This is a genomic window from Bacillus sp. 7894-2 (assembly GCF_002272225.1).
GTDB lineage: Bacteria > Bacillota > Bacilli > Bacillales > Cytobacillaceae > Cytobacillus.
The window spans coordinates 112945-134633 of the sequence record NZ_NPDG01000015.1 but is presented as its reverse complement, the minus strand read 5'-3'; the positions used below and the strand labels follow the sequence as shown (position 1 = coordinate 134633).

The 21689-nt window shown below is 39.7% G+C and carries 17 protein-coding genes and 1 pseudogene; 14 read left to right on the top strand and 4 right to left on the bottom strand.

Annotated features, from left to right (window positions below):
* The first annotated feature begins 42 nt into the window (after positions 1-42).
* Positions 43-1179: a glycerate kinase gene (locus CHI10_RS03630; RefSeq protein WP_095242964.1), complete on the top strand. Its 1137-nt coding sequence runs from the start codon at positions 43-45 to the stop codon at positions 1177-1179.
* A 96-nt stretch (positions 1180-1275) separates the two neighbouring features.
* Here the strand turns inward: CHI10_RS03630 and CHI10_RS03625 are convergent, their stop codons facing one another.
* Positions 1276-2298: a DUF1646 family protein gene (locus CHI10_RS03625; protein ID WP_095242963.1), complete on the bottom strand. Its 1023-nt coding sequence runs from the start codon at positions 2296-2298 to the stop codon at positions 1276-1278.
* 165 nt (positions 2299-2463) lie between these two features.
* Positions 2464-2628 carry a hypothetical protein gene (locus tag CHI10_RS22215; protein ID WP_175609079.1) on the bottom strand — a complete coding sequence of 55 codons (165 nt, stop codon included), beginning with the start codon at positions 2626-2628 and terminating at the stop codon, positions 2464-2466.
* 241 nt (positions 2629-2869) lie between these two features.
* Between CHI10_RS22215 and CHI10_RS03620 the strand changes: the two genes are divergently transcribed.
* The 9 genes and pseudogenes from CHI10_RS03620 to CHI10_RS03585 all read left to right on the top strand — a co-directional run bounded on the left by CHI10_RS03620 (position 2870) and on the right by CHI10_RS03585 (position 14298).
* A complete protein-coding gene (locus CHI10_RS03620) occupies positions 2870-4030 on the top strand; it encodes an MFS transporter (RefSeq protein ID WP_095242962.1) in 1161 nt (386 codons plus the stop codon).
* Positions 4031-4238: 208 nt separating this feature from the next.
* A pseudogene (locus tag CHI10_RS22930) lies at positions 4239-4538 on the top strand (methyl-accepting chemotaxis protein); the annotation flags it as partial.
* Between the two features lie 108 nt (positions 4539-4646).
* The gene (locus tag CHI10_RS03615) at positions 4647-5492 is read left to right on the top strand and encodes a methyl-accepting chemotaxis protein (protein ID WP_483294946.1); all 846 of its coding nucleotides are present in this window, start codon (positions 4647-4649) and stop codon (positions 5490-5492) included.
* Between the two features lie 89 nt (positions 5493-5581).
* Positions 5582-6889, top strand: coding sequence for a hypothetical protein (locus tag CHI10_RS03610; protein ID WP_095242960.1), 1308 nt, complete (start codon positions 5582-5584; stop codon positions 6887-6889).
* 119 nt (positions 6890-7008) lie between these two features.
* The gene (locus tag CHI10_RS03605) at positions 7009-8202 is read left to right on the top strand and encodes a M20 family metallopeptidase (RefSeq protein ID WP_095242959.1); all 1194 of its coding nucleotides are present in this window, start codon (positions 7009-7011) and stop codon (positions 8200-8202) included.
* Positions 8202-9731, top strand: a complete 1530-nt coding sequence (locus tag CHI10_RS03600) for an AbgT family transporter (protein ID WP_095242958.1) — start codon at positions 8202-8204, stop codon at positions 9729-9731. Before CHI10_RS03605 ends, CHI10_RS03600 begins: the two co-directional genes overlap by 1 nt.
* A 116-nt stretch (positions 9732-9847) precedes the next feature.
* Positions 9848-11218, top strand: coding sequence for an aldehyde dehydrogenase (locus CHI10_RS03595; protein WP_095242957.1), 1371 nt, complete (start codon positions 9848-9850; stop codon positions 11216-11218).
* 532 nt (positions 11219-11750) lie between these two features.
* The gene (locus CHI10_RS03590) at positions 11751-13487 is read left to right on the top strand and encodes a phospho-sugar mutase (protein ID WP_179288944.1); all 1737 of its coding nucleotides are present in this window, start codon (positions 11751-11753) and stop codon (positions 13485-13487) included.
* A 16-nt stretch (positions 13488-13503) separates the two neighbouring features.
* A complete protein-coding gene (locus CHI10_RS03585) occupies positions 13504-14298 on the top strand; it encodes a PHP domain-containing protein (protein ID WP_095242955.1) in 795 nt (264 codons plus the stop codon).
* 31 nt (positions 14299-14329) lie between these two features.
* Here CHI10_RS03585 and sat read toward each other — a convergent pair whose 3' ends face one another.
* Together sat and cysC are read right to left on the bottom strand one after the other, a co-directional pair.
* Positions 14330-15466, bottom strand: coding sequence for a sulfate adenylyltransferase (gene sat, locus CHI10_RS03580; protein ID WP_095242954.1), 1137 nt, complete (start codon positions 15464-15466; stop codon positions 14330-14332).
* Positions 15466-16110, bottom strand: coding sequence for an adenylyl-sulfate kinase (gene cysC / locus CHI10_RS03575; protein ID WP_095242953.1), 645 nt, complete (start codon positions 16108-16110; stop codon positions 15466-15468). Before cysC ends, sat begins: the two co-directional genes overlap by 1 nt.
* Before the next feature lie 349 nt (positions 16111-16459).
* On the opposite strand from cysC, the gene CHI10_RS03570 reads away from it, so the two are divergent.
* The 4 genes from CHI10_RS03570 to CHI10_RS03555 are packed head-to-tail and all read left to right on the top strand — an operon-like array spanning position 16460 to position 21282.
* Entirely contained in the window at positions 16460-17485 is a 1026-nt protein-coding gene (locus tag CHI10_RS03570) for a mannose-1-phosphate guanylyltransferase (protein WP_095242952.1), read from the top strand.
* A 52-nt stretch (positions 17486-17537) separates the two neighbouring features.
* The gene (locus CHI10_RS03565; protein ID WP_095242951.1) at positions 17538-18284 is read left to right on the top strand and encodes a sulfotransferase family 2 domain-containing protein; all 747 of its coding nucleotides are present in this window, start codon (positions 17538-17540) and stop codon (positions 18282-18284) included.
* Between the two features lie 4 nt (positions 18285-18288).
* The gene (locus CHI10_RS03560; protein WP_095242950.1) at positions 18289-20598 is read left to right on the top strand and encodes a glycosyltransferase; all 2310 of its coding nucleotides are present in this window, start codon (positions 18289-18291) and stop codon (positions 20596-20598) included.
* 27 nt (positions 20599-20625) lie between these two features.
* Positions 20626-21282 (top strand): class I SAM-dependent methyltransferase, encoded by a 657-nt coding sequence (locus tag CHI10_RS03555; protein WP_095242949.1) that lies wholly within the window; start codon positions 20626-20628, stop codon positions 21280-21282.
* Positions 21283-21689: the final 407 nt, after the last annotated feature.

Here is a 21689-nt window from a genome sequence, read left to right as displayed (position 1 = left end):
ATTTACGAAAACAGCTTTGGCTAAAGAAAGGGGAAATCAGTTATGAAAATAGTTATTGCGCCCGATTCATTTAAAGAGAGTTTATCGGCACTTGAGGCAGCGAATGCCATTGAGCGAGGGTTTAAATCGATATTCCCTAATGCCCAATATAAAAAAATGCCGATGGCTGACGGAGGAGAGGGAACGGTCCAATCGCTTGTAGATGCAACAAACGGAAGAATTATTGAGTGTATTGTTACAGGTCCCCTGGGAGAACCGGTACAGGCATTCTTTGGCTTAATGGGAAATGGAAAGACAGCTGTCATTGAGATGGCCTCTGCATCCGGCCTGCATCTGGTTCCTCCAGAAAAACGAAATCCCTTGCTGACGTCAACGCGGGGAACAGGAGAATTAATTGCTGCCGCAATGGACACAGGAGTTCAGCACATCATAATTGGTATCGGCGGAAGTGCGACAAATGATGCCGGAGCCGGAATGATACAAGCATTGGGCGGAAAACTTCTTGATAAAACCGGCAGCGAAATCGGCCAGGGCGGAGGAGCGCTTGCACAGCTTGCAGCCATTGACATGTCAGAGCTTGATTCCAGGCTGCGGAATGTCCATATCGAAGTAGCCTGTGACGTTGATAACCCATTAAATGGTCCAAGAGGCGCATCCGCTGTCTTTGGCCCGCAAAAAGGGGCGACAACTGAGATGGTACAGGTCCTGGACCGGAATCTGGGCCATTTTGCAGATGTAGTTGAAAACGCCCTCGGCAAATCGTTCCGCGATATAGAGGGGGCTGGAGCGGCAGGAGGAATAGGCGGAAGTCTCCTCGCTTTCTTAAATGCTGACTTAAAAAGAGGAATTGATATTGTCCTTGACGCGGTTAACTTTGAGGAAGAAGTAAAAGGTGCTGATCTTGTCATTACTGGCGAAGGCAGGATTGACAGCCAGACGATTTATGGAAAAACGCCAATTGGGGTGGCAAAAGCGGCAAAGAAGCACGGAATACCCGTAATCGGTCTTGCAGGTTCCTTATCAGACGACAGCCATATCATCCATGAACATGGTATTGATGCACTTTTCAGCATAGTTCCTGGCGTGATAACCCTTCCGGATGCCTTTGAGAAAGCAGCACCTTATATGGAAAGAACAGCAAGGAACATAGCGGCCATTATGAAAATCAGTAGAATATGAAAACTGGAAGCTGTGAGATGCAGCTTCTTTTTAGTAGAAAATAATAATGTTATGTAAACAAAATAGATAAATAAAAAAGGACTGCACGCAGCCCTTTCAATTCCCACTGAATAAAATAAACACAAAATATCCAATCATCGTTACCAATCCAAAAGGCACTCCGAATACGGCCCACTCTTTACTCGTAATCTGCAGTTTACCGGCAGCAATGATATTGGGAATATTCCCGGGGATCAGCATTCCGCCGCTGATCAGGAGTCCAAGAAGAATAGATTGAACAGTAAAATGATCCATGGATGGGCTGATTTCAGCCGCGGCAAGGGTGGCATTGTCCAGGACAGCAGAAATCATATTGATCCAATATAACAGAAGCGGGTTTAAACCGATTAAAAAGTGATTGATCAGCGGTTCAAAACCGGCACCAAGCATCGTCAGTCCCATGACAAAAAAGTAAATCTTCAAAGCCCTGACAAAGATTTCTTCATAGTTTTCACTGGCAGGCTTTTTGGTAAAGGAAGCTTTGCCAGAACTAGGCGGTTTAACAGCTATCGCTGCCATGATGCCGAAAAACACGAGGGCAATAATAATTTGCGGTCCAACCAAATCCATCAAAAAGAAAAAGTCTTCTTTCATTTTACTGATGGCAATGGTGGAAAGCGGCTCGCCAATTGGCGTCAGTGCTGCGCCAAGGCCAATTGAGAAGCAGGCGAGTACTGTCAGCCTGACCTCTGAGGTTCTATCAAGCCTTAGGGCACTAATAATTAACACAAGAACCAGTGCAGCAATAATAGCGGTAATAACACTTGAAATTAATCCCAGGAAAATGACCATCAATGCTGCAAATAATCGAAACGGCATGCGCCGGCTTACTGAAAGGATGCTTTTTTCCAGATTTGCCTGAAACCACTTAAACAAGAGGCCTGCAATAAAGACAGCGAGTGTAATTTTTACAGGCTCCTGTGCTGCTTGTACAAAAAGACCGCTGTTTAGAACTCCGCTTGCAAGTGCTGCGGAAAGCCCCATTAAAAATAAAAACATCTCCAGATTTTTTTCCACAAACTCAGATAGAAAAGGCATGACAAGAACAATTATGAAAATAACCACTAATAAATAAATCATAATCCTGCTCCATTTGGTTATTTTCCCAGCTTAATCACAAGGAATACTACATTCATATGCATTCCCTCGGACAAACTTTCCATAAAGTGAAACTTCAATCAGTGGGTTTATCTTTATCCGAATGCGATAAAAAATCCCTGCCAGAGACCCGGCAGGGATTATCACTTAGTTATAGTCGTTTAAAACGGTTCCAGTCAGATCGAATTCAGGTTCCATGCTTTTGATGGCATTTGTGTCAATAGGAGTTGTACCGGCCAGCTGTATTTCTTCTATCTCAGGTGGGGTCAGAGGGGATAAAGTATGACCTTTCTTTGCTTGATTGTCCAACAAATGAATCAACTCCTTTACAGTATTTGTTAGTTACATTCCTATTTTACTGTTATATTCAAACATGTAAATTATGGAAGTTGTCTCTGGGAGGTATTTTTAGTTTTCCCAAAAAAGAAATTTTATTAACACAAAGGCTTATTTTTAGATTTTTCTATCCTTTGAGCTTACACGGCCAGATATGTTAAGATGTTATTTTATTGAAATGAACATAATCGCTAGGATAATAGGAAGGAAGTTCAGCTTGGATAAACGCATCTATTTATTGGCAATCATATCATTTGTTGTTGGAATGGTGGAATTGATTATAGGAGGGCTGCTGGATCTTGTCGCTTCAGATCTGGGTGTCAGCCTGGGGCAGGCGGGCCTGTTAATTACAGTATTTTCACTTGCCTTTGCCATCGCAGCTCCTGTCCTGCTCACAATGACGGTTAAAATGGAACGCAGCCGTTTAATGATGATATCCTTGGCTGTATTTTTGGCCGGGAACATTGTGGCTGTATTCAGCCCGTTTTACAGTGTTTTATTAGTCGGCCGAATTCTTTCGGCAGTAAGCGGCTCACTGCTCATAGCCTTGTGCATGACAATGGCATCATACATCGTTTCAGAGGAATATCGTGCACGTGCGATCGGAATCGTGTTTATGGGAATCAGTGCATCCCTTGTACTGGGTGTTCCCATTGGATTAATGCTTGGAAATGCTTTCGGCTGGCGGGCTCCCTTTGTACTGATTTCAGCACTTACACTCTTATCAATGGCCGGAGTATACTTCTTTCTTGGAAAGGTTGCTCCAAAGCCGGCTGTGCCGATTGGCGTACAGCTTAAAACGCTGAAAAGCAGGAAAATAGCGCTCATACAGATAACATCCTTTTTATTGATGACCGGTCATTTAGTTTTTTACGGATATCTGACACCTTTCCTGAAAATGAATTTGGGTCTTGATGGAAACTGGGTCAGTATTGTCTACCTGATTTTCGGAATTGCGGCGGTAATCGGCGGCGGTCTCGGCGGCCACCTGGCAGACCGTTTCGGTGCAAAATCGGTCATTTTAACGCTTGTTGCCATGTTCGGAATTACACTTTTTGCATTGCCTTTTGCAGCTTTTTCCCTGCCGGTATTCCTTTTCACAGTAGTCATTTGGAGTATGCTCAGCTGGGCGATCACACCTGCCATACACAGCTACTTAATTGAAGTAACACCGGAGACTTCGGATATTCAGCAAACATTGAACAATTCGGCAGTTCACATGGGAATGGCATTCGGCAGCATGATCGGCGGAATCATGATTGAGACAACCTCGGTCGAATACAATGCAGCTGCAGGAAGTATTTTTATAATTATGGCTCTTGGTACAGCAGCTCTTTCCATGGCGAAAAAAGAGACAAGGACTGCTGCCGCAGAATAATACGATGGAATGCCGGCTTCTTTGGAGGCTGGCATTTTTTACAGCAGAAAGTGACAAACTATTTCAATAATTTAAAAATAATTCTACAAAATATATTGATATATCTTCCTTTTATCTACTATAATCAAATTGTCTATTGGTATAACATGTGATTATAGGGGGAATTTGGAATTTGTTTTTGTGAAATAATAATAAAGGAGTCTGTTTCATGAGCCAGCTTAGCTATATTCTCCGTACTTTATTCGTCATTATTCCTACTGTTTTGATCATCAGCATTGCAGTATGTGTTGGTAATGGGCTTGAAGGAAGTGCGTTTTGGATGACGATCGGGTTTATTGTCATCCTTGGAACACTGGCGGGAATATTATCCGCATTTATGAACTACCGCAAATTTATTGCACCTATCAGTATAATTAATACATACATTGAAGAACTTGCAGAAGGAAACATGTCCAAAAGACTGGACGAGAAATCAGTAGGCCAGCTTGGTTCCATTGCTGCAGCACTGAATCATACTGCCTCTGCCTGGCAGGAGGTGCTCAATAAAGTGGTGCTGGCTTCGGACGAAGTCACACAATATGCCCAGCAGCTATCATCCGGTGCCCAGCAGACAAACATGGCCACAAGCCACATTGCTGAGGTGATTGAAGAGATTGCTGCAGGGGCAGACAATCAGGTCAACGGAGTCGGAACAGCTTCCCATGTCATTATGCAAGTGTCTGAAACACTGACACAGGTGGCGTCAAACTCTGAACAGGTGACAGAGCAAATCAATGATTCCCTGGAAAAAGCAAATCATGGCGATGCAGCCATTTCAACAGCAGGCTGCCAGATGAATTACATTCATATGAATGTACAGGACTTATCCAAGGTGGTAAAAGGCCTTGGCCAGCGTTCACAGGAAATTGGAAAGATTATTGAAGTGATCACAGGCATTGCCGCTCAAACAAACCTTCTGGCATTGAATGCTGCCATCGAAGCAGCCCGTGCAGGAGAACAGGGAAAAGGCTTTGCAGTCGTAGCTAACGAGGTTCGAAACCTCGCTGAAAAATCGGCGGAATCCACTCTCCAAATCAGCCAGCTGATTTCAAAAATCCAGGAAGAAACCCATCAGGTTGTCCAAACCATGGATACGGTCAATCATGAAGTAACAGAAGGCATGGAAGTCATGAAAGGAGCTGGGGATTCCTTCAAACAAATCCGTCAGTCTGTCAGCATGGTGACCAATCAAATGCAGGAAGTCGCTTCAGCCATTCAGCAAATGTCTGCCGGTTCCCGGCAAATGGTCCAATCCATGGATGAGATCACCCATGTGGCAAATGAATCCGCCATGGCTACACAAAGTGTACTGGCATCAACTGAAGAACAAGCTGCATCCATGGAGGAGATATCCCTTTCCGCTGACCACCTTACGGGCATGGCGGAAGATTTGAAAGAGTTGATCAGCAGGTTTAAGTTATAGAGTTTAGGTCTGGAACCTAGACTCTTTTTATTAATACAATTCATTTTTATGCTATTCTATCATCATAGAAAGCTTTAAGAGGTGAACAGATGTATCACATCGGCGTAGTTGGACCGGCGCAGTCTGTGGATAGAATCCTGGATGTGGCCCGTGAGTTTGAAAAGGAATTAAGGTTTCATCCTTTTACTTATCAAAAAGCAGTGGAAACAAAAGAGATAGTGATGGAACATAAAGATCAGGTGGATGCCTGGCTTTTTTCCGGACCGATTCCCTACTCAATCGCCAAAGGAGTTTTAGGTGATGATGAAAGCCTGCATGGTGTTTTATTTTTAGAGACGGGGCTATATAAATCGTTCCTTAATTTGCTTTTGCAAAACAGGAAATTAACAAAGCTGTCTGTCGACCTTCCGGAAGGCGCGAATATTAGTGATGAGGCCTTATCACAGCTTGATGTGCAGGAAAATAACCTTAAAATAAAAACCTTTCAGCCAGATATTGATGAGGATGATATTTATCAGTATCACTATAAACTATGGAAGAAAGGCAAAGCAGATGGTGTGCTGACTTGCTATCCTTCTGTGCAGGAACGGTTAGCTGATCATGGAATTCCTGTTTCCTGGATTACGACAACCCGCCTTGAAACCAAACAGACATTACTTTCTCTTTCTGAAAAAGCAAAAGCGCATTATTATCAGAATACACAAGTGGCTGTTTGTACAATCGAAACAGAAAATCCGGAATTGGAAAAAGAAGAACTACTGTATAATATGCAATGGACTCAGCTGAAAATGGACGAAATCCTCCTTCGGGCGAGCAGGAGTTTGAATGGTTCTTTTCATAAAACCGGCAGCGGCGATTACATGATTTTCAGTTCGCGCGGAGAAGTGTATGAACAATTGAATACTCTGCATAAAGCCTTTGAAAAGATTCAATCCGATTTAAACCGTCCGGTTGCAGCAGGAATCGGCTTTGGGGATTCAGTCCTGAAAGCGGAGTTTAATGCGAGAAAAGCCGTTCAGCGCTCAAAGTCTTCCAAGCATGAAAAAATAATTTTAATTGATGAACATGGAATAGTGGAGGAGTACCGGCACGAGCAGCTGATCGTATCCTATATCAGCGAAAGCACTGAGCCGGAGCTCGTAAAAAAACTGGGAGAATACCACATTAGTGTACAGCTCTTTAACAAAATTAAAAGCTATGTTGAACGTAAAAACTGGAATACTTTCACCTCAAAGGACATTGCCCTGGAGCTGGGCATGAGTAACCGCAACTCACAGCGAATCCTTCAGGGACTGCGCAAAACTGGCCTCATCACAGAAATAGGCGAGACCAAAAGCCATGATAAAGGAAGACCGATGAAATTATATTGCTTTAAACAGGAAAACAGCCAGGAATAATGGGCTGTTTTTTATTTGGAAAAAATATATATGAATATTTATTGAAAAATTTCTATAAATTCTATATTATTAGATTTAACGCATTTGCGTTAATTAGACGTTATATAGGAGTGAAACAGATGGATGTCAGCAAGATACTAACAAAAGTTGATGAAGTATACAGCGAAGTCATCGAGTGGCGGCGCTATCTTCATGAAAATCCGGAATTATCCTTTCAGGAAGTACATACGGCAAATTATGTTTATGAAAAACTTGAAAGTTTTGGAGGTCTTGAATTATCGCGGCCGACTGAAACAAGTGTGCTTGCGAGATTAAAAGGATCTAAGCCTGGTAAAGTAATAGCGTTGCGTGCTGATATGGATGCATTGCCAATTGCAGAAAATACAGGCTTGCCATATGCCTCTAAAAATACGGGTGTCATGCATGCATGCGGACATGATGCTCACACCAGCATGCTTCTCGGAGCAGCTAAAATGCTAACAGAAGAAAAAGAAAATCTCAGCGGGGAAATCGTATTTATTTTTCAGCATGCTGAAGAGCTTCCTCCGGGAGGAGCACGGGAAATGGTTGCTGCCGGTGTGATGGAAGGCATCGATCAAGTAGTAGGCCTGCATCTAATGGCAACGATTCCATTTGGTACAATCGGCATAAGAGATGGCGCCATTACCTCTGCCAGTGATATTTTCAAAATTACTGTTCAGGGAAAGGGAGGACATGCGTCAACACCGGAACTGACGGTTGATCCGGTAGCCGCAGGAGCCCAAATTGTGTCGGGTTTAAATCACATTGTTGCCCGTTCTGTTGGCCCTCTTGATTCTGCAGTTGTGTCTGTTACCAGATTCCATGGAGGAGAAGCATTTAACGTCATCCCTGATACTGTGGAAATTGGTGGATCAGTCAGAGTGCTTGACAACACAACCCGTGAGCTGGTTAAAAAACGAATCAGCGAAACAGCTGAAGGGATTGCCCGCGCACATGGAGCAGAAGCAAAGGTTGAATATACATATGGCTACAACCCTGTTGTAAATAACGCAGAATTAACGAAAGAAGTTACTAATGTACTAGAAACATATTTTACGGACCGTGTAATTGAAAATATTGACCCCATGCTGGGCGGAGAAGATTTTTCCGCTTTCAGCGAGGTTAGGCCCGGGTGCTATATCATGATTGGTGCAGGGAATGAACAGAAAGGAATTACCTTCCCGCACCACCACCCTAAATTTGATCTTGATGAAGAGTCAATGAAGGATGGTTTGAAATTTCATGTGCTATCTGCTCTTACTTTATCTGAAACCAGAAAAGGAGGGGTTTGATGGCACAGAACAGCAGAAAAGAGAAAAAGACATTTTTTGATCGGATGCTCGATTCGATTGAATACGCAGGAAATAAGCTTCCAGACCCCATTGTCCTGTTTTTTATCCTATGCGGAATTATCCTTGGGGCATCCTTTATCGCGGGGTTATTCAAATTATCCGCAACCCATCCGGTAACAGGGGAGACCGTAGTGGCGAATAACCTCCTGGACGGAGCAGGGCTTGTTGATATCATAACCGGCATGGTAACAAACTTCAGCGAATTTCCTCCGCTTGGAATGGTATTAGTGATGATGATCGGTGTAGGTCTTGCTGAACAGAGTGGTTTTTTCGATACGCTGATGAAACGTTCGGTTGTTGCCACACCGAAAAAAATCATTATCCCAAGCATCATTTTAATCGCTATTGTCGGTAATGTTGCAGCAGATGCAACCCAGGTAGTATTGCCGCCAATAGCAGCAGCCGTTCTTATGGCGTTTGGCTACCATCCTATGGTCGGCCTGATTGTCGCTTATGCATCTACAACGGGTGCGTTTTCTGCCAACCTGATGATTGGGATGACAGATACACTGGCGGCCGGCTTCACGGAATCAGGTGCACAAACCGTAAATCCTGATTATAAAGCCAATCCGGCAATGAATTATTACTTTATAGCCGTTTCTACCTTTTTCTTACTGGCTGTTTCCACCTGGGTAACGTACAAATTTACCATTCCGCGTTTTGGCAAGTATTCAGGAGAAATGGACGCCATGACGACAACTGTTTCAAAAGAAGAAAGCCGCGGGCTTAAGTGGGCCGGAATTTCGGCAGCTGTTTTCCTTGCTGCAGTCCTGGCCATGGTCCTTCCGGAAAACGGAATCCTGAGAAATCCGGAAACAGGCTCCATCATTGAAGGTTCCCCTTTAATGGATGGAATTGTTCCCTTATTGACCATCTTCTTCCTGCTGCCTGGATTATTCTATGGTATGGGAGCAGGCACGATCAAAACGTCCAAGGACTTCGGTGAAATGACCGGAAAAGCAATGAGTACAATGGGACCATACATTGTTCTGGTTTTTGCTTCAGCACAATTCCTTGCATATTTCGCTGATTCCAATCTTGGGCCAATCATCGCCATTAAAGGAGCCGATTTTCTGGAATCTGTCGGATTTACCGGAGTTCCTTTATTCATTGTGTTTATTTTATTTGTAAGCTCTATCAATATACTAATTGGAAGTGCATCAGCAAAATGGGCCATCCTTGCACCTATTTTCGTGCCGATGTTCATGTTCCTTGATTACCACCCGGCTTTTACACAAGCACTGTACCGTGTCGGAGATTCCATTACGAATCCGATCACGCCAATGCTTCCGTATCTTGTTTTGTTACTATCCTTTGCGAAAAAGTATGACAAAAACATGGGATTGGGAACTTTAATTTCAGCCCTTTTCCCGTACACCATATTTTTCGGCATATTCTGGATCCTGCTGATTATCGTCTGGTATCTGCTGGGTATTCCAGTGGGACCAGAGGGACCAATTTATTTGTAAAGCTGCCACCCGGGGAAACCCGGGTGTTTTTATATTGAATAACATACCTATTAGTGTATTTACACCTGCCAAAATGATACTATATCCATAAACAAAACCCCATTTGGAGGTATTCCATGGAAAATTACGGCGATCTCATTCAAAAACAAAGAAGCTTCTTCAGCACCGGTAAAACAAAGGATGTCTCATTCAGACTGGAAGCGCTAGCGAAGCTGCGTACAGTCATAAAACAGCATGAGCAGGAATTAATGGATGCGTTAAAGGCTGATCTCAATAAAAGTGAATTCGATGCCTATTTAACCGAAATCGGAATTCTGCTTGAAGAGATCCGCTTTACTATGAAGCACCTGAGAAAATGGGCGAAGCCAAGAAAGGTGAAGTCGTCGCTTGCACAGATTGGTTCAAAAAGCTATATCTATCCTGAGCCATACGGAGTTGCGCTGATCATAGCGCCCTGGAATTATCCTTTCCAGCTTGCGATTGCACCGCTGATTGGAGCAATCGCTGCAGGAAACTGCGCGATTCTGAAGCCATCAGAACTAACACCGCAAACTTCGGCATTGCTGTCAAAGTTGATCAGCAAACATTTCCCGCCAGAGTATATAACAGTTGTTGAAGGCGACGCAGAAACAAGCACAGCGCTTTTAAATGAAAAGGTCGATTATATTTTCTTCACAGGCAGTGTGCCTGTTGGAAAAATCATTATGGAAGCCGCTTCGAAAAATCTTACACCGGTTACGCTGGAACTGGGCGGGAAAAGTCCGTGCATTGTGCATGAAGATGCTAATCTGAAGCTTGCTGCGAAGAGAATTGCATGGGGAAAATATATCAATGCCGGCCAGACATGTGTGGCTCCTGATTATCTTTATGTTCACACCAGAGTAAAAGAAGTATTTCTTAAAGAACTGAAGCAGGCCATACAGGAACTTTATGGAGAAAATCCCATTACATCCGGTCATTTTACGCGAATCGTCAGTGAAAAGCATTTCAGCCGTCTCACAAAATTTTTGAACAATGGCTCCACTTTCCACGGGGGGCGTCATGATTTAAGCTCATTAAGCATCGAACCGACTGTTCTCGGCAATATAACCTGGAATGATGAGGTTATGCAGGATGAAATATTCGGGCCGATTCTCCCCGTGCTCGAATATGAAGACTTGTCCAAAATGATTGGAGAAGTTACAGCACGACCGAAACCTTTGGCCCTATATATCTTTACAGAAAGTGAAGGTATCCAAAGCCAGATTCTAAGCAGCATTTCCTTTGGTGGGGGATGCATCAATGATACCGTTTATCATTTGAGTTCACCATATCTGCCTTTCGGCGGCGTGGGGGAGAGCGGGATTGGCGCTTATCACGGAAAGGGCAGCTTTGATGTCTTTTCCCATGAAAAAAGCATACTGAAGCAAACCACCAGATTTGATCTGCCATTCCGGTATCCGACGACAAAGGATGCCTTAAAAAAGGTGAAGTTCTTTATAAAATAACCCTCTCATTTGCAGAGCAGTTCTAAGCATTATTTTTCGGAGGCTTGAGATCCTTGTTTAAATTCTGTATGGCGGCATCGGTTTTTTTTGAAAGGTTTTTGGTGTATGGGGAAAGAGAGAAGGTGGGGAAGTTTACATTTTTCACTTTCTTGGTCAGTTTTTTCAATGAAATCAGCCCTTTTTAACTTTAGTATATGTCCCAGCAGCACGAACATGAATATGGCGCGGAAGAAAATTCCTTCCACGCCATATAGTATGCTCAAGTCTTCGTTTTGGTATAAACGCTTATTAATCTTTTATTCTCTTTTAATATTCTTTCGGTGTGAGGGTCTTAAACAATTCAGCCCATCCATAAAAATGGATGCCGATTCCTTCGTTCAGTTAAACATCCGTCCCTTTACTTCTTTTCGCCCCTCTCCTAACAGAAAATTCGCTTCTTCCATTCAAAATTTTATAGGCCATGGGACAGCCATTCCAGATTTTAATTCATATACTATCCAGAGAAAATATAAAGAAGGGGGAACATTGGACCGTGAAGTGGATAATAAATGCTGAAAAATGGCTGTCGCATAAAGATTTAGACAGCGAATTACAAAAAACCCTCCAGGATATGGACCGGAAGACAATGGAAGATTGCTTCTATAAAGATTTAGAATTCGGTACGGGGGGCATCCGCGGCGAGCTGGGACCGGGCACCAACAGAATGAATATTTACACTGTCCGCAAAGCAGCAAAGGGACTTGCCGATTACATCTCCCAGCATGGAGAGGCAGCAAAAAAACGGGGCATAGCCATCGCCTATGATTGCCGCCGAAAATCGAAGGAGTTTGCCCTTGAGGTTGCAAAAACAGTTGGTTTTCAAGGGATAAAAGTATATTTGTTTCAAGAACTTAGACCGACCCCTGAATTATCTTTCGCTGTCCGCTATTTAAACGCATTTGCAGGAGTTGTCATTACTGCAAGTCATAATCCGCCAGAATATAACGGTTTTAAAGTTTATGGTGAAGATGGCGGACAAATCACTCCATTTGCAGCAACACAAATAACGGATTTCATCAATAATATTGAGGACGGACTCTATATAAAGGTGATGGAAGAAAAAGATCTTCAAAGCAGTAATCTGTTAACTTTTATAGGCGAAGATATAGATCATGCTTATCTTGAAAAACTTAAAACAATCCATCTGAACAGTGAAATGGAAAATAGGGCAGTCAAGAACCTTAAGATCGTGTTCTCACCCCTGCATGGTACAGCAAAAAAGCTAGTTTGCAAAGGGCTGCAAGCTTTTGGGTTTAGGAATGTTACCCTAGTAAAAGAGCAGGAAATGCCAGATTCCGAATTTAGTACCGTAGCATCCCCAAATCCCGAAGAGCATGCAGCTTTCGAGATGGCCATCCGGTACGGCATACAATTGGATGCAGATATTTTAATGGCCACAGATCCTGATGCAGACAGGCTGGGTGTTGCCGCTAAAAATGAACAGGGGAATTATGAAATTTTAACAGGCAATCAGCTCGGCGCTATAATGCTCCATTATTTATTAAGTCAAAAACAGAAGCAAGGTTCTCTTCCAGCTAATGGGGCTGTTATAAAAACAATCGTTACATCGGAAATTGGCAGAGCTATTGCAGATGGTTTCGGCATCACAACAATTGATACACTGACTGGCTTTAAATACATTGGTGAAAGAATCAAGGAATTTGAAAGAAACGAAGACTATCTATTTCAATTTGGATACGAAGAAAGCTATGGTTATTTAATTGGTGACTTTGTCCGTGACAAGGATGCTGTACAGGCAGCCGTGTTTGCTGCGGAAGCAGCGGCTTATTATAAGTCAATTGGCAAAACCTTGTATGAAGCTTTAACGGATATATATAAACAATATGGTTTCTACCGGGAGTCCCTAAAGTCTCTTACCTTTAAGGGAAAGGAAGGCACTGAGAAAATTGCGGATATTCTTAATTTCTTCAGAACAAACCCGCCGGAAAAAATAGAGAAAGTGAGCGTTACTTATATAGAAGACTACCAATCCAGTACACGCGTAAATTTATTAACCGGCAAGGAAGAGGGATTAGTTCTTCCAAAATCGAATGTTCTTAAATTTTTCCTCTCCGATAATTCCTGGTTCACAATCCGTCCTTCAGGAACGGAACCGAAAATAAAGTTTTATTTCTCTGTTAAAGGCTCATCAATGACTAGCAGTGAACAAACAATAAACCAGCTTGAAATGGGAGTAATGGATCTGGTAAGGACCATAATCAAAGATTAAGAGAGGTGAATGTGAAATGGATTTAGAAGAAATCATTAAAAAAGGCAATTTCGATCTTCACGTGCATACAACTGCATCTGACGGGGTCCTTTCACCAGCAGAAATAGTGATGATGGCTGCATACAAAGGGATTACCACTATTGCTGTCACTGATCATGATACCTTGCATGGAATTCAAGAAGCCACAGATGCGGGCCTAAGGTATGGAGTAAAAGTTATTCCGGGGATCGAGTTAAGCACGAAATATAAAGGGAGAAATATAGATATATTAGGTTACGGGATTAATTGGTCAGAACCCTTGCTGAATACACTTCAAAAAATTCAGGATCACCGCAAAAACCGTGCGCAAATCATTATTGAGAGGTTCTGCGAGTTAGGAATGACGATTACAGATAAGGATGTTCAAAAGCATAGCAAGGGAGACGTGATTGCACGTCCCCATATTGCTGCAGCAGTAGTAGAAAAAGGGTACGCAGGGAATGTTCAGGAGGTTTTTGACCGTTATTTGGCTGATGGCAAACCATGTGCTGTTGACAAAATGGTATTATCGCCGGAAGAAGGGATTTTGCTGATCCACCAGGCTGGCGGAATGGCTGTAATCGCTCATCCGGTCCTTGTCGGTGATGACACCATTGTTGAGGAGCTTTTAAAGCTCCCGGTCGACGGTATTGAAGTATGGCACCGGAAACAAACTCTCAAAGACTCTGCCCGCTATAAAGCATTAGCAGGTAAATATTGTAAGAAAATAACAGGAGGATCTGATTATCATAATGAGGAGCATTCCCTTGGAGAGTTTGGGTTTCAAGCATAAAAAAGGAGCTGTTCCATTTCGAACAGCTCCTTTATTGTTTCAATCCTTTAATAAGAATTTCAGCCACTTCCGGACGGGTAAATTGCGGAGGAGGAGTGTTTCCATTTCTCAGCATTTCCCTGACTTTTGTACCCGAAAGATGCAAATGATCTTGCTTTGAATGTGGACAAGTCTTGCTTGAAGCCATATTCCCGCACCGTTTGCAATAAAAGCTGTGTTCAAAAGGCAAAATGGCAATTCCCATTTCTTCGGCACTAAAATGGGCAAAGATCTTTTGTGCGTCATAAGTGCCATAGTAATCACCTACTCCTGCATGGTCACGCCCAACAATGAAATGAGTACATCCATAATTTTTACGGACAAGAGCATGGAAAATGGCTTCCTTGGGACCTGCATATCTCATGGCAGCCGGGAAAACAGCTAAAAATACTCTGTCTTGAGGATAATAGTTATTTAACAGGGCTTCATAGCTTTCCATTCTAATATTCGCAGGGATATCATCAGACTTTGTTTCTCCTACTAATGGATTCAGGAACAATCCATCGACTGTTTCCAGTGCTGTTTTTTGTATATATTCGTGTGCCCGGTGAACAGGATTTCTTGTTTGGAAGCCAACCACCGTTTTCCAATTATTTTTCACAAATTGCTTTCTTGTTTCAAGCGGGGTTTTATAATAATGTGCAAATTCGGTGCTTTTCGGTGGAACTTTCGTCAGGATAATTGGTCCTGCTAAATTTACTATTGGGCGGTTTAATAATTTATTTACTCCTGGATGTTTCCTGTCGATCGTTTGATAAACTTGACTTGCTTCAAGCAGCTTATCTGGCTCATATTTTTCGTGAAGCTCTAATATTCCATAAACAACATCATTATGTTTCAGTTTTACTTTTTCTCCAATTTTCAGCCTATCGGCCGTTTTTTTCTCAACAGGAAGGGTGATCGGAATGCTCCAGATCAATCCATTTGATAACCGCATATCTTTGATGACAGATTCATAATCTTCTTTTCCCAGAAAGCCGGTCAGTGGACTATAGGCTCCATTGGCAATTAGTTCAAGATCGGAAAGAGCCATGGCATCAATTCCAATTTCCTGTATAACTTCTGATGCTTCATACTTTAAATCCATTCGATTTATTAATGCTCCCCCGTGTGGAAGGCTAAGTGTCATCAGATCTCACCTCCATTAGGCTGTATTGGAAGAACCATATTTTTATAAAGATAGGAAAGAAGGATGTTCACAGCTTCTTTAACGTTTACCTTGCTTGAATCAATTATAATTTCTGGAGAAGTTGGCTCTTCATAAGGCTGATCAATACCGGTAAATTGTTTAATTTCACCTGTTCTTGCTCTCTTGTATAATCCTTTAGGGTCACGGCTTTCACATTCATCAATCGGACATTTAACAAATACTTCTATAAACTCTTCGTCTCCTGCTATCTCCCTGGCCATTTTACGATCCTGCTCAAAAGGAGAAATAAGAGCAGCAAGCACGACAATTCCGGCATCCACAAAAAGCTTTCCAGCTTCTGCTGTTCTCCTGATGTTTTCTTTACGGTCACTTTCCGAGAAAGTAAGATTTTTGTTTATTCCATGGCGCAGATTATCACCATCAAGTAAATAAACGCTTATGCCTTTTTTATAAAGTTCATACTGCAAAGCATTTGCAATTGTTGACTTCCCTGACCCCGACAGCCCGGTAAACCAAATCATTACACTTTTATGGCCATGTAATTTCTGTCTGTCTTCTTTTGTAATGACAGATTGATGCCAGGTAATGTTTTTACTTGCATCAAAATTTTTCAAAATGAACATTCTCCTTTCACTCAAGGGCTGCTTAAGAAACCTCACATAGACTGTGTTTTTAAGAATGGGTTCTAGCAGGCAAAAGGCGAAAACTATAGTTGTTCATAAAAGCAGATAGCCCGCTAACTTAATTCACATTATATGAATATGTAAAACTAACAAGCCTGTACATAATAAACGCCCCTTTAATGGGAATTATCTGCATTATTCTTAACAAAATTAAGAGAATAATAGGTTTTTAAAAGCTGGACAATAACACAAATTCGTAAAAATAGTCATCCCTCCATGCATAACAAGTCCATTTACATAAAATAGAGTATGTTTATCAGTAATGGGACGATTGCGGAGGTGAATTGCATTGAAAATAGTAATTATGGCAGGAGGACAGGGAACACGTTTTTGGCCATGGAGTGTAAAGGATAAACCTAAACAATTTTTACCGTTAATGTCTAAAGAATCAATGCTCCAGCAAACATATAGCCGATTTCTTAAGTATCTTCCTGCTGAAAAAATTTTTATAGTAACAACCGAAGAGTATCTGCATTTAGTAAAGGACCAAATTCCTTTAATAAACAGCGAACAGATCATAATAGAACCTGCTACAAGAGATACAGGGCCGTGTATGGCTTTGGCAGCATTGCATTTTTTGAAGAATAACGATAATGAAGCTTTCGCAGCAGTACCTGCCGACCATTTTATTCCTGAAGACAGTCAATTCCCTGAAATCTTTTCCTTAGCAGAAAATATTGCAGCTAACAGCCATGCAATAGTGACCTTAGGTATAACACCAACTCGGCCTGAAACAGGGTATGGATATATCCAAGTAGAGGAAGAAGTTAATGAAAAGAAGGTATTAAAAGTTGAAAGATTTATAGAGAAACCAGATTTAAGAACGGCAAAAGATTTATTTAAGAAAAAAAATATATTTTGGAACAGCGGTATATTTATTTGGAAACCAGAAACGATTGAATATTATATGAAAAAATTTCAGCCTGGTATTTGGGGAAAACTGACCAAATCCGGTGAAAACTTAAAAACCGTATATTCGGAAGTTCCAAAAATATCAATAGATTATGCCATTTTAGAGAAAGCCGATAATATCTTTACCCTCCCAGTGAATATGGAATGGGATGATGTAGGTAATTGGAGTGCATGGGAACGGCTAAAAAAACCAAAAGATAACGAAAATTTAGTTCAGGGCGATATTCATCTTTTGTCTGCAAATAATTGTGTAATTAACTCTTTTGATCGTAAAGCAATAGTTATTGGTGTCGAGGATCTAATCATTGCTTCAACAGAAGATGGTTTGTTGGTATGTCATAAATCTCATGAAGATAAAGTCAAACAAGTGCTAAAAGAAATTCAAGCTAGACATGATAAATGACTTTTAATTGAAACACGTATTTTACATTTGAGGAAAGAGTGGAGGTACAGTAATGCACAAGAAAGAAAAAATAGTTGTTTTAGTCCACATTCTTAAAACTGGAGGTTCCACTTTAAGATCAATTATTAAGAAACAGTACCAGCCTGAAGAAATAGCCATTTTAGATTTCTTAGATAAACCAGCAATCAAGTCAGAGTTTGAACGGAGATTAAATCATCATAATATAAAATGTGTTTTGGGACACTTCGATTTTGGAATTCATCGGTTCAGCGAAAAGCAATGTTCCTATATTACACTATTACGAGATCCTGTAGAAAGAGTAATTTCTGATTATTATTTTATAAGAAGGTCAAAGGAACATCCTTTGTATTCAAAGGTAATAAAGATGAATATAGAACAATTTGTTAATTGTGAAGAAATTCAGTGGCAAATTTCAAATCTGCAAACTCGAGTAATTTCCGGATCGACTTCTCGAGATTTGATGCTGGCACAAAAAAATTTAAAGGAGCATTTCTCAATTGCTGGAATCACAGAAATGTTCAATGAATCTCTGTTTTTAATGAGTAAACAGTTCAATTGGAATATTCAAGATTTCAAAAGAATTAACGTAACAGAAAATAGACCTAAACGGGAGAACATCTCTGCCCATATAATCAAACAGATTGAAGATAAGAACAAATTTGACATTGAATTATATAATTTTGCTAAAAGATCATTAAATGAAAAGATTGAACAATTAGGCCCTCTCGAAAAAAAAGAATTGGAAAAGTTTTTGATAAGATGTCAAACAAGGGGATGATAAGATGAACATTGCCTTTGATAGATCCTATACTTTAAAAAATTCGAAATACAGAGGAATTGGAAGATACTGTGACAATTTAATAAGTACTATTGTTAAAAATTATCCAGGACATTTTTATTTTGATTTTTTTCCACACCAGAATGATAGCGAAGAGAATTTAAAGGCGGAAGTAAGGGAATTTATAAAAACAAATAAGATTGATATATTCCTTTTAACTAGTCCATTTGAGTTTTTTAACATTGATATGTTAGATAAAACATTGTATGGAAATACAAAGGCAGCTGTAATATTATATGACTTAATTCCATTAATTTATCCAAACGCCTATTTGAACTCCCCACATTTGAAAGAAAGATATTTGAGAATTCTAGACTTTATAAAATCTTGTGATATCATCTTTGCCATCTCAGAACATACAAAAAAAGATGCGGTTCGTTTGGCAAATATTAATCCAGATAAAATTAAAGTTATATACGGAGGGGTAGATCGACAGTTTAGAGTTGTGCCTAAAATAAATAAGCAGGGAATAATGAAAAAATATAAGATTACAAAACCATATGTTCTATGTACTGGCGGTATAGACTTCAGGAAAAATTTGAATCTCCTAATTAACTCCTTTGCCACTGTAAATCGTAAATTAGCATGGGGGTATCAACTTGTCATTGTATGTGCTGCTAATGAACAAGAAAAACAGCAACTTTACAATTATGCCGCAAGTAAGGGTATTAATAAGAATGACCTTATTCTAACTGGTTACATTCCTAATATGGATTTAGTATTATTATATAATTTAGCTGAAGCATTTGCATTTCCATCATTATATGAAGGCTTAGGTTTTCCAGTATTAGAAGCAATGGCTTGTGGATTACCGGTTTTAACCTCTAATAATTCTTCCTTGGATGAGATCGCCTCTGATGCAGCATATAAAGTGGACCCTAATAACGCAGTCAAAATCTCAAATGGGTTAATGGAGCTTTTAATAAATAAAAAATTACAAAATAAGTTACGAAGAAAAGGTATAATCCACTCCTCCCGATTCAACTGGAACAAAACTTCTAACCTAGTAATGCAGAGTTTAATGAGTTTCCCGTTAAAAAATAATACAGAAGAAAAGTTCCTTCCAAATATAGTTTCTGCAGAAAATGACAAATCAAGGAAAAAAGTTGCTGTCTTTTCACCTCTGCCTCCTTTAGAATCTGGTATATCCATTTATTTTAAAAATATATTGGATGAGCTGTCAAAACATTATGATATATCTATATTTATCGATGAAGGGTATATACCCGAAAAGAATATCTCTCACAATAAAAATATTAATATCTATAATCACAGCACATTCGAGGAAAAGAAAAACGAATATTCCCATATTATTTATCAAATGGGAAATAGTTTATATCATGCTTATATGCTACCTTATATGCAAAAGTATAAAGGGGTAATAATTTTACATGACTTGAATTTACATGGCCTAACAAATGCTATTACTTTAGCTAAAGGGGACAAGAAGGGTTATCTAAGAATCTTAATGGACGATTATAAAAGAAATGAGGCCTTTAGAATTATCAGAAAGGTTACGAGTGGTTCAAAAGATGGAAGGTTCGAGAAAATAATTGTTAATAAACACTTTATTAACAATTCAAAACTAATAATTGTTCATAATGAGCATTCTAAAAGAATTCTATCTAAAAAGGGCATCAATAATGTTGAAGTGCTTAATCTGCCGACACATTTACCATCTTTAATTGAGGAAAGTAATATGGAAGATAAGTTGGTATTATCGTGTTTTAGTCATGTAAGTTCAAATCGAAATATTGAGATAATAATAAAAAGTGCGAGAAGGTTATTTGAACGAGGGTTTAGAAAATTTCATTTAAATATAATCGGTAAATATGACCCGCAATATTTAATAAAATTAAAAGAAATGGTTAGTCAATTTAATTTGAATGACCATGTAACTTTTACGGGTTATGTTAACGATAAAATATACAGTGAGTATTTAGCAAATACCGATATAGGGATTAATATAAGGTTCCCTACAAATGGAGAAACCTCCTTAACTTTACTTGAATTATTATCATATGGAAAACCAGTGATAGTAACTAATATTGATAGCTTTTCTGAATTTCCTAATGACGTATTAATAAAAATACCAGTTAAAGAGGGAATAGAGGATGTTTTATTTAATAATCTTTTATCCCTATATAATAATAAACAGAAAAGATTAAGCCTTGGAGAAAACGCTAGAAATTATATAGCAAACTATCATTCTGTCTCTGCGTATGTAAATCAAATTAAAAAATTGTTGGATTAAAAAATTTAAACCATAGGAGTATCTGTCATGAATCCTAAAGAACTAAGAAAATATTGGAGAGAAAAGCTGGAAGTACCACCCGGATTATCAGAATTAGATATTATTAATTTCTGGAAAAATGAAGATAAACCTTATTCCAAAAGAGTAGAAGCTGTAAAAGATTATGGAAGGATATTCAATAAAAATATCTTGGTTGAAACCGGAACCTTCCATGGCGATATGATTGTTGCTGTGGAAAATTGTTTTGATAAGATAATTTCTATTGAATTAGATTTAAAGTTATATGAAGAAGCAAAACAAAAATTTTTTCATGAACCTAATGTAGAAATCCTACATGGTGATAGTGGGAAAATCTTAATGGACGTCCTTAATGATATACATGAACCCTGCTTATTTTGGTTGGACGGACACTACATTCCTAACACAAATTATACTGCAAGGGGGGAGTTAGATACACCTATCATGCAGGAGCTGGAGCAAATATTTAATCATTATTGCAAGGAACATGTAATTTTAATTGATGATGCCCGCTGTTTTATAGGACCTAATCCTGTTCTTAATGGCTATCCGACAATCAAAGAATTAAAAGAGTTTGTTTACAAAAAAAATCCAGAATTGACTTTCGAAGTTTCAGATGACATTATTTGTATTTTCAAAAAAAAAGTTAGTAAAAATGATATATAAACGCATATTCGGCTAATAAAATGACCCCGGTATTGTACTAAGCCGTTCTCTTTTCGAGTACCCGCAGGTATAAAAGAATATATAAAAACATCTATAAAAGCAGTGCAATTCACATGTAGAATCGCACTGCTTTTTTATCTTGAAAGAACAATAGCTCTTCTCAAAACAAGACTGTTTAATTCAAACCGGCAAGGTTAGTGAAAAGAAGGAAAATCTTTTACAATTGAAGAATGTAGTAAATGGTATCAAGAAGATTCTGGGAAATGTCTAATTAATTATAAAAGACCGTCATTTGAGGGTCTTTTTTTAGTAAAGAATTTTTAATATAACAATTAGCCTATCATTGGCAACAATTACATAAAAAACTTGTAACCTTTTCTAATGCTCGAACGATTAATAAATGAATA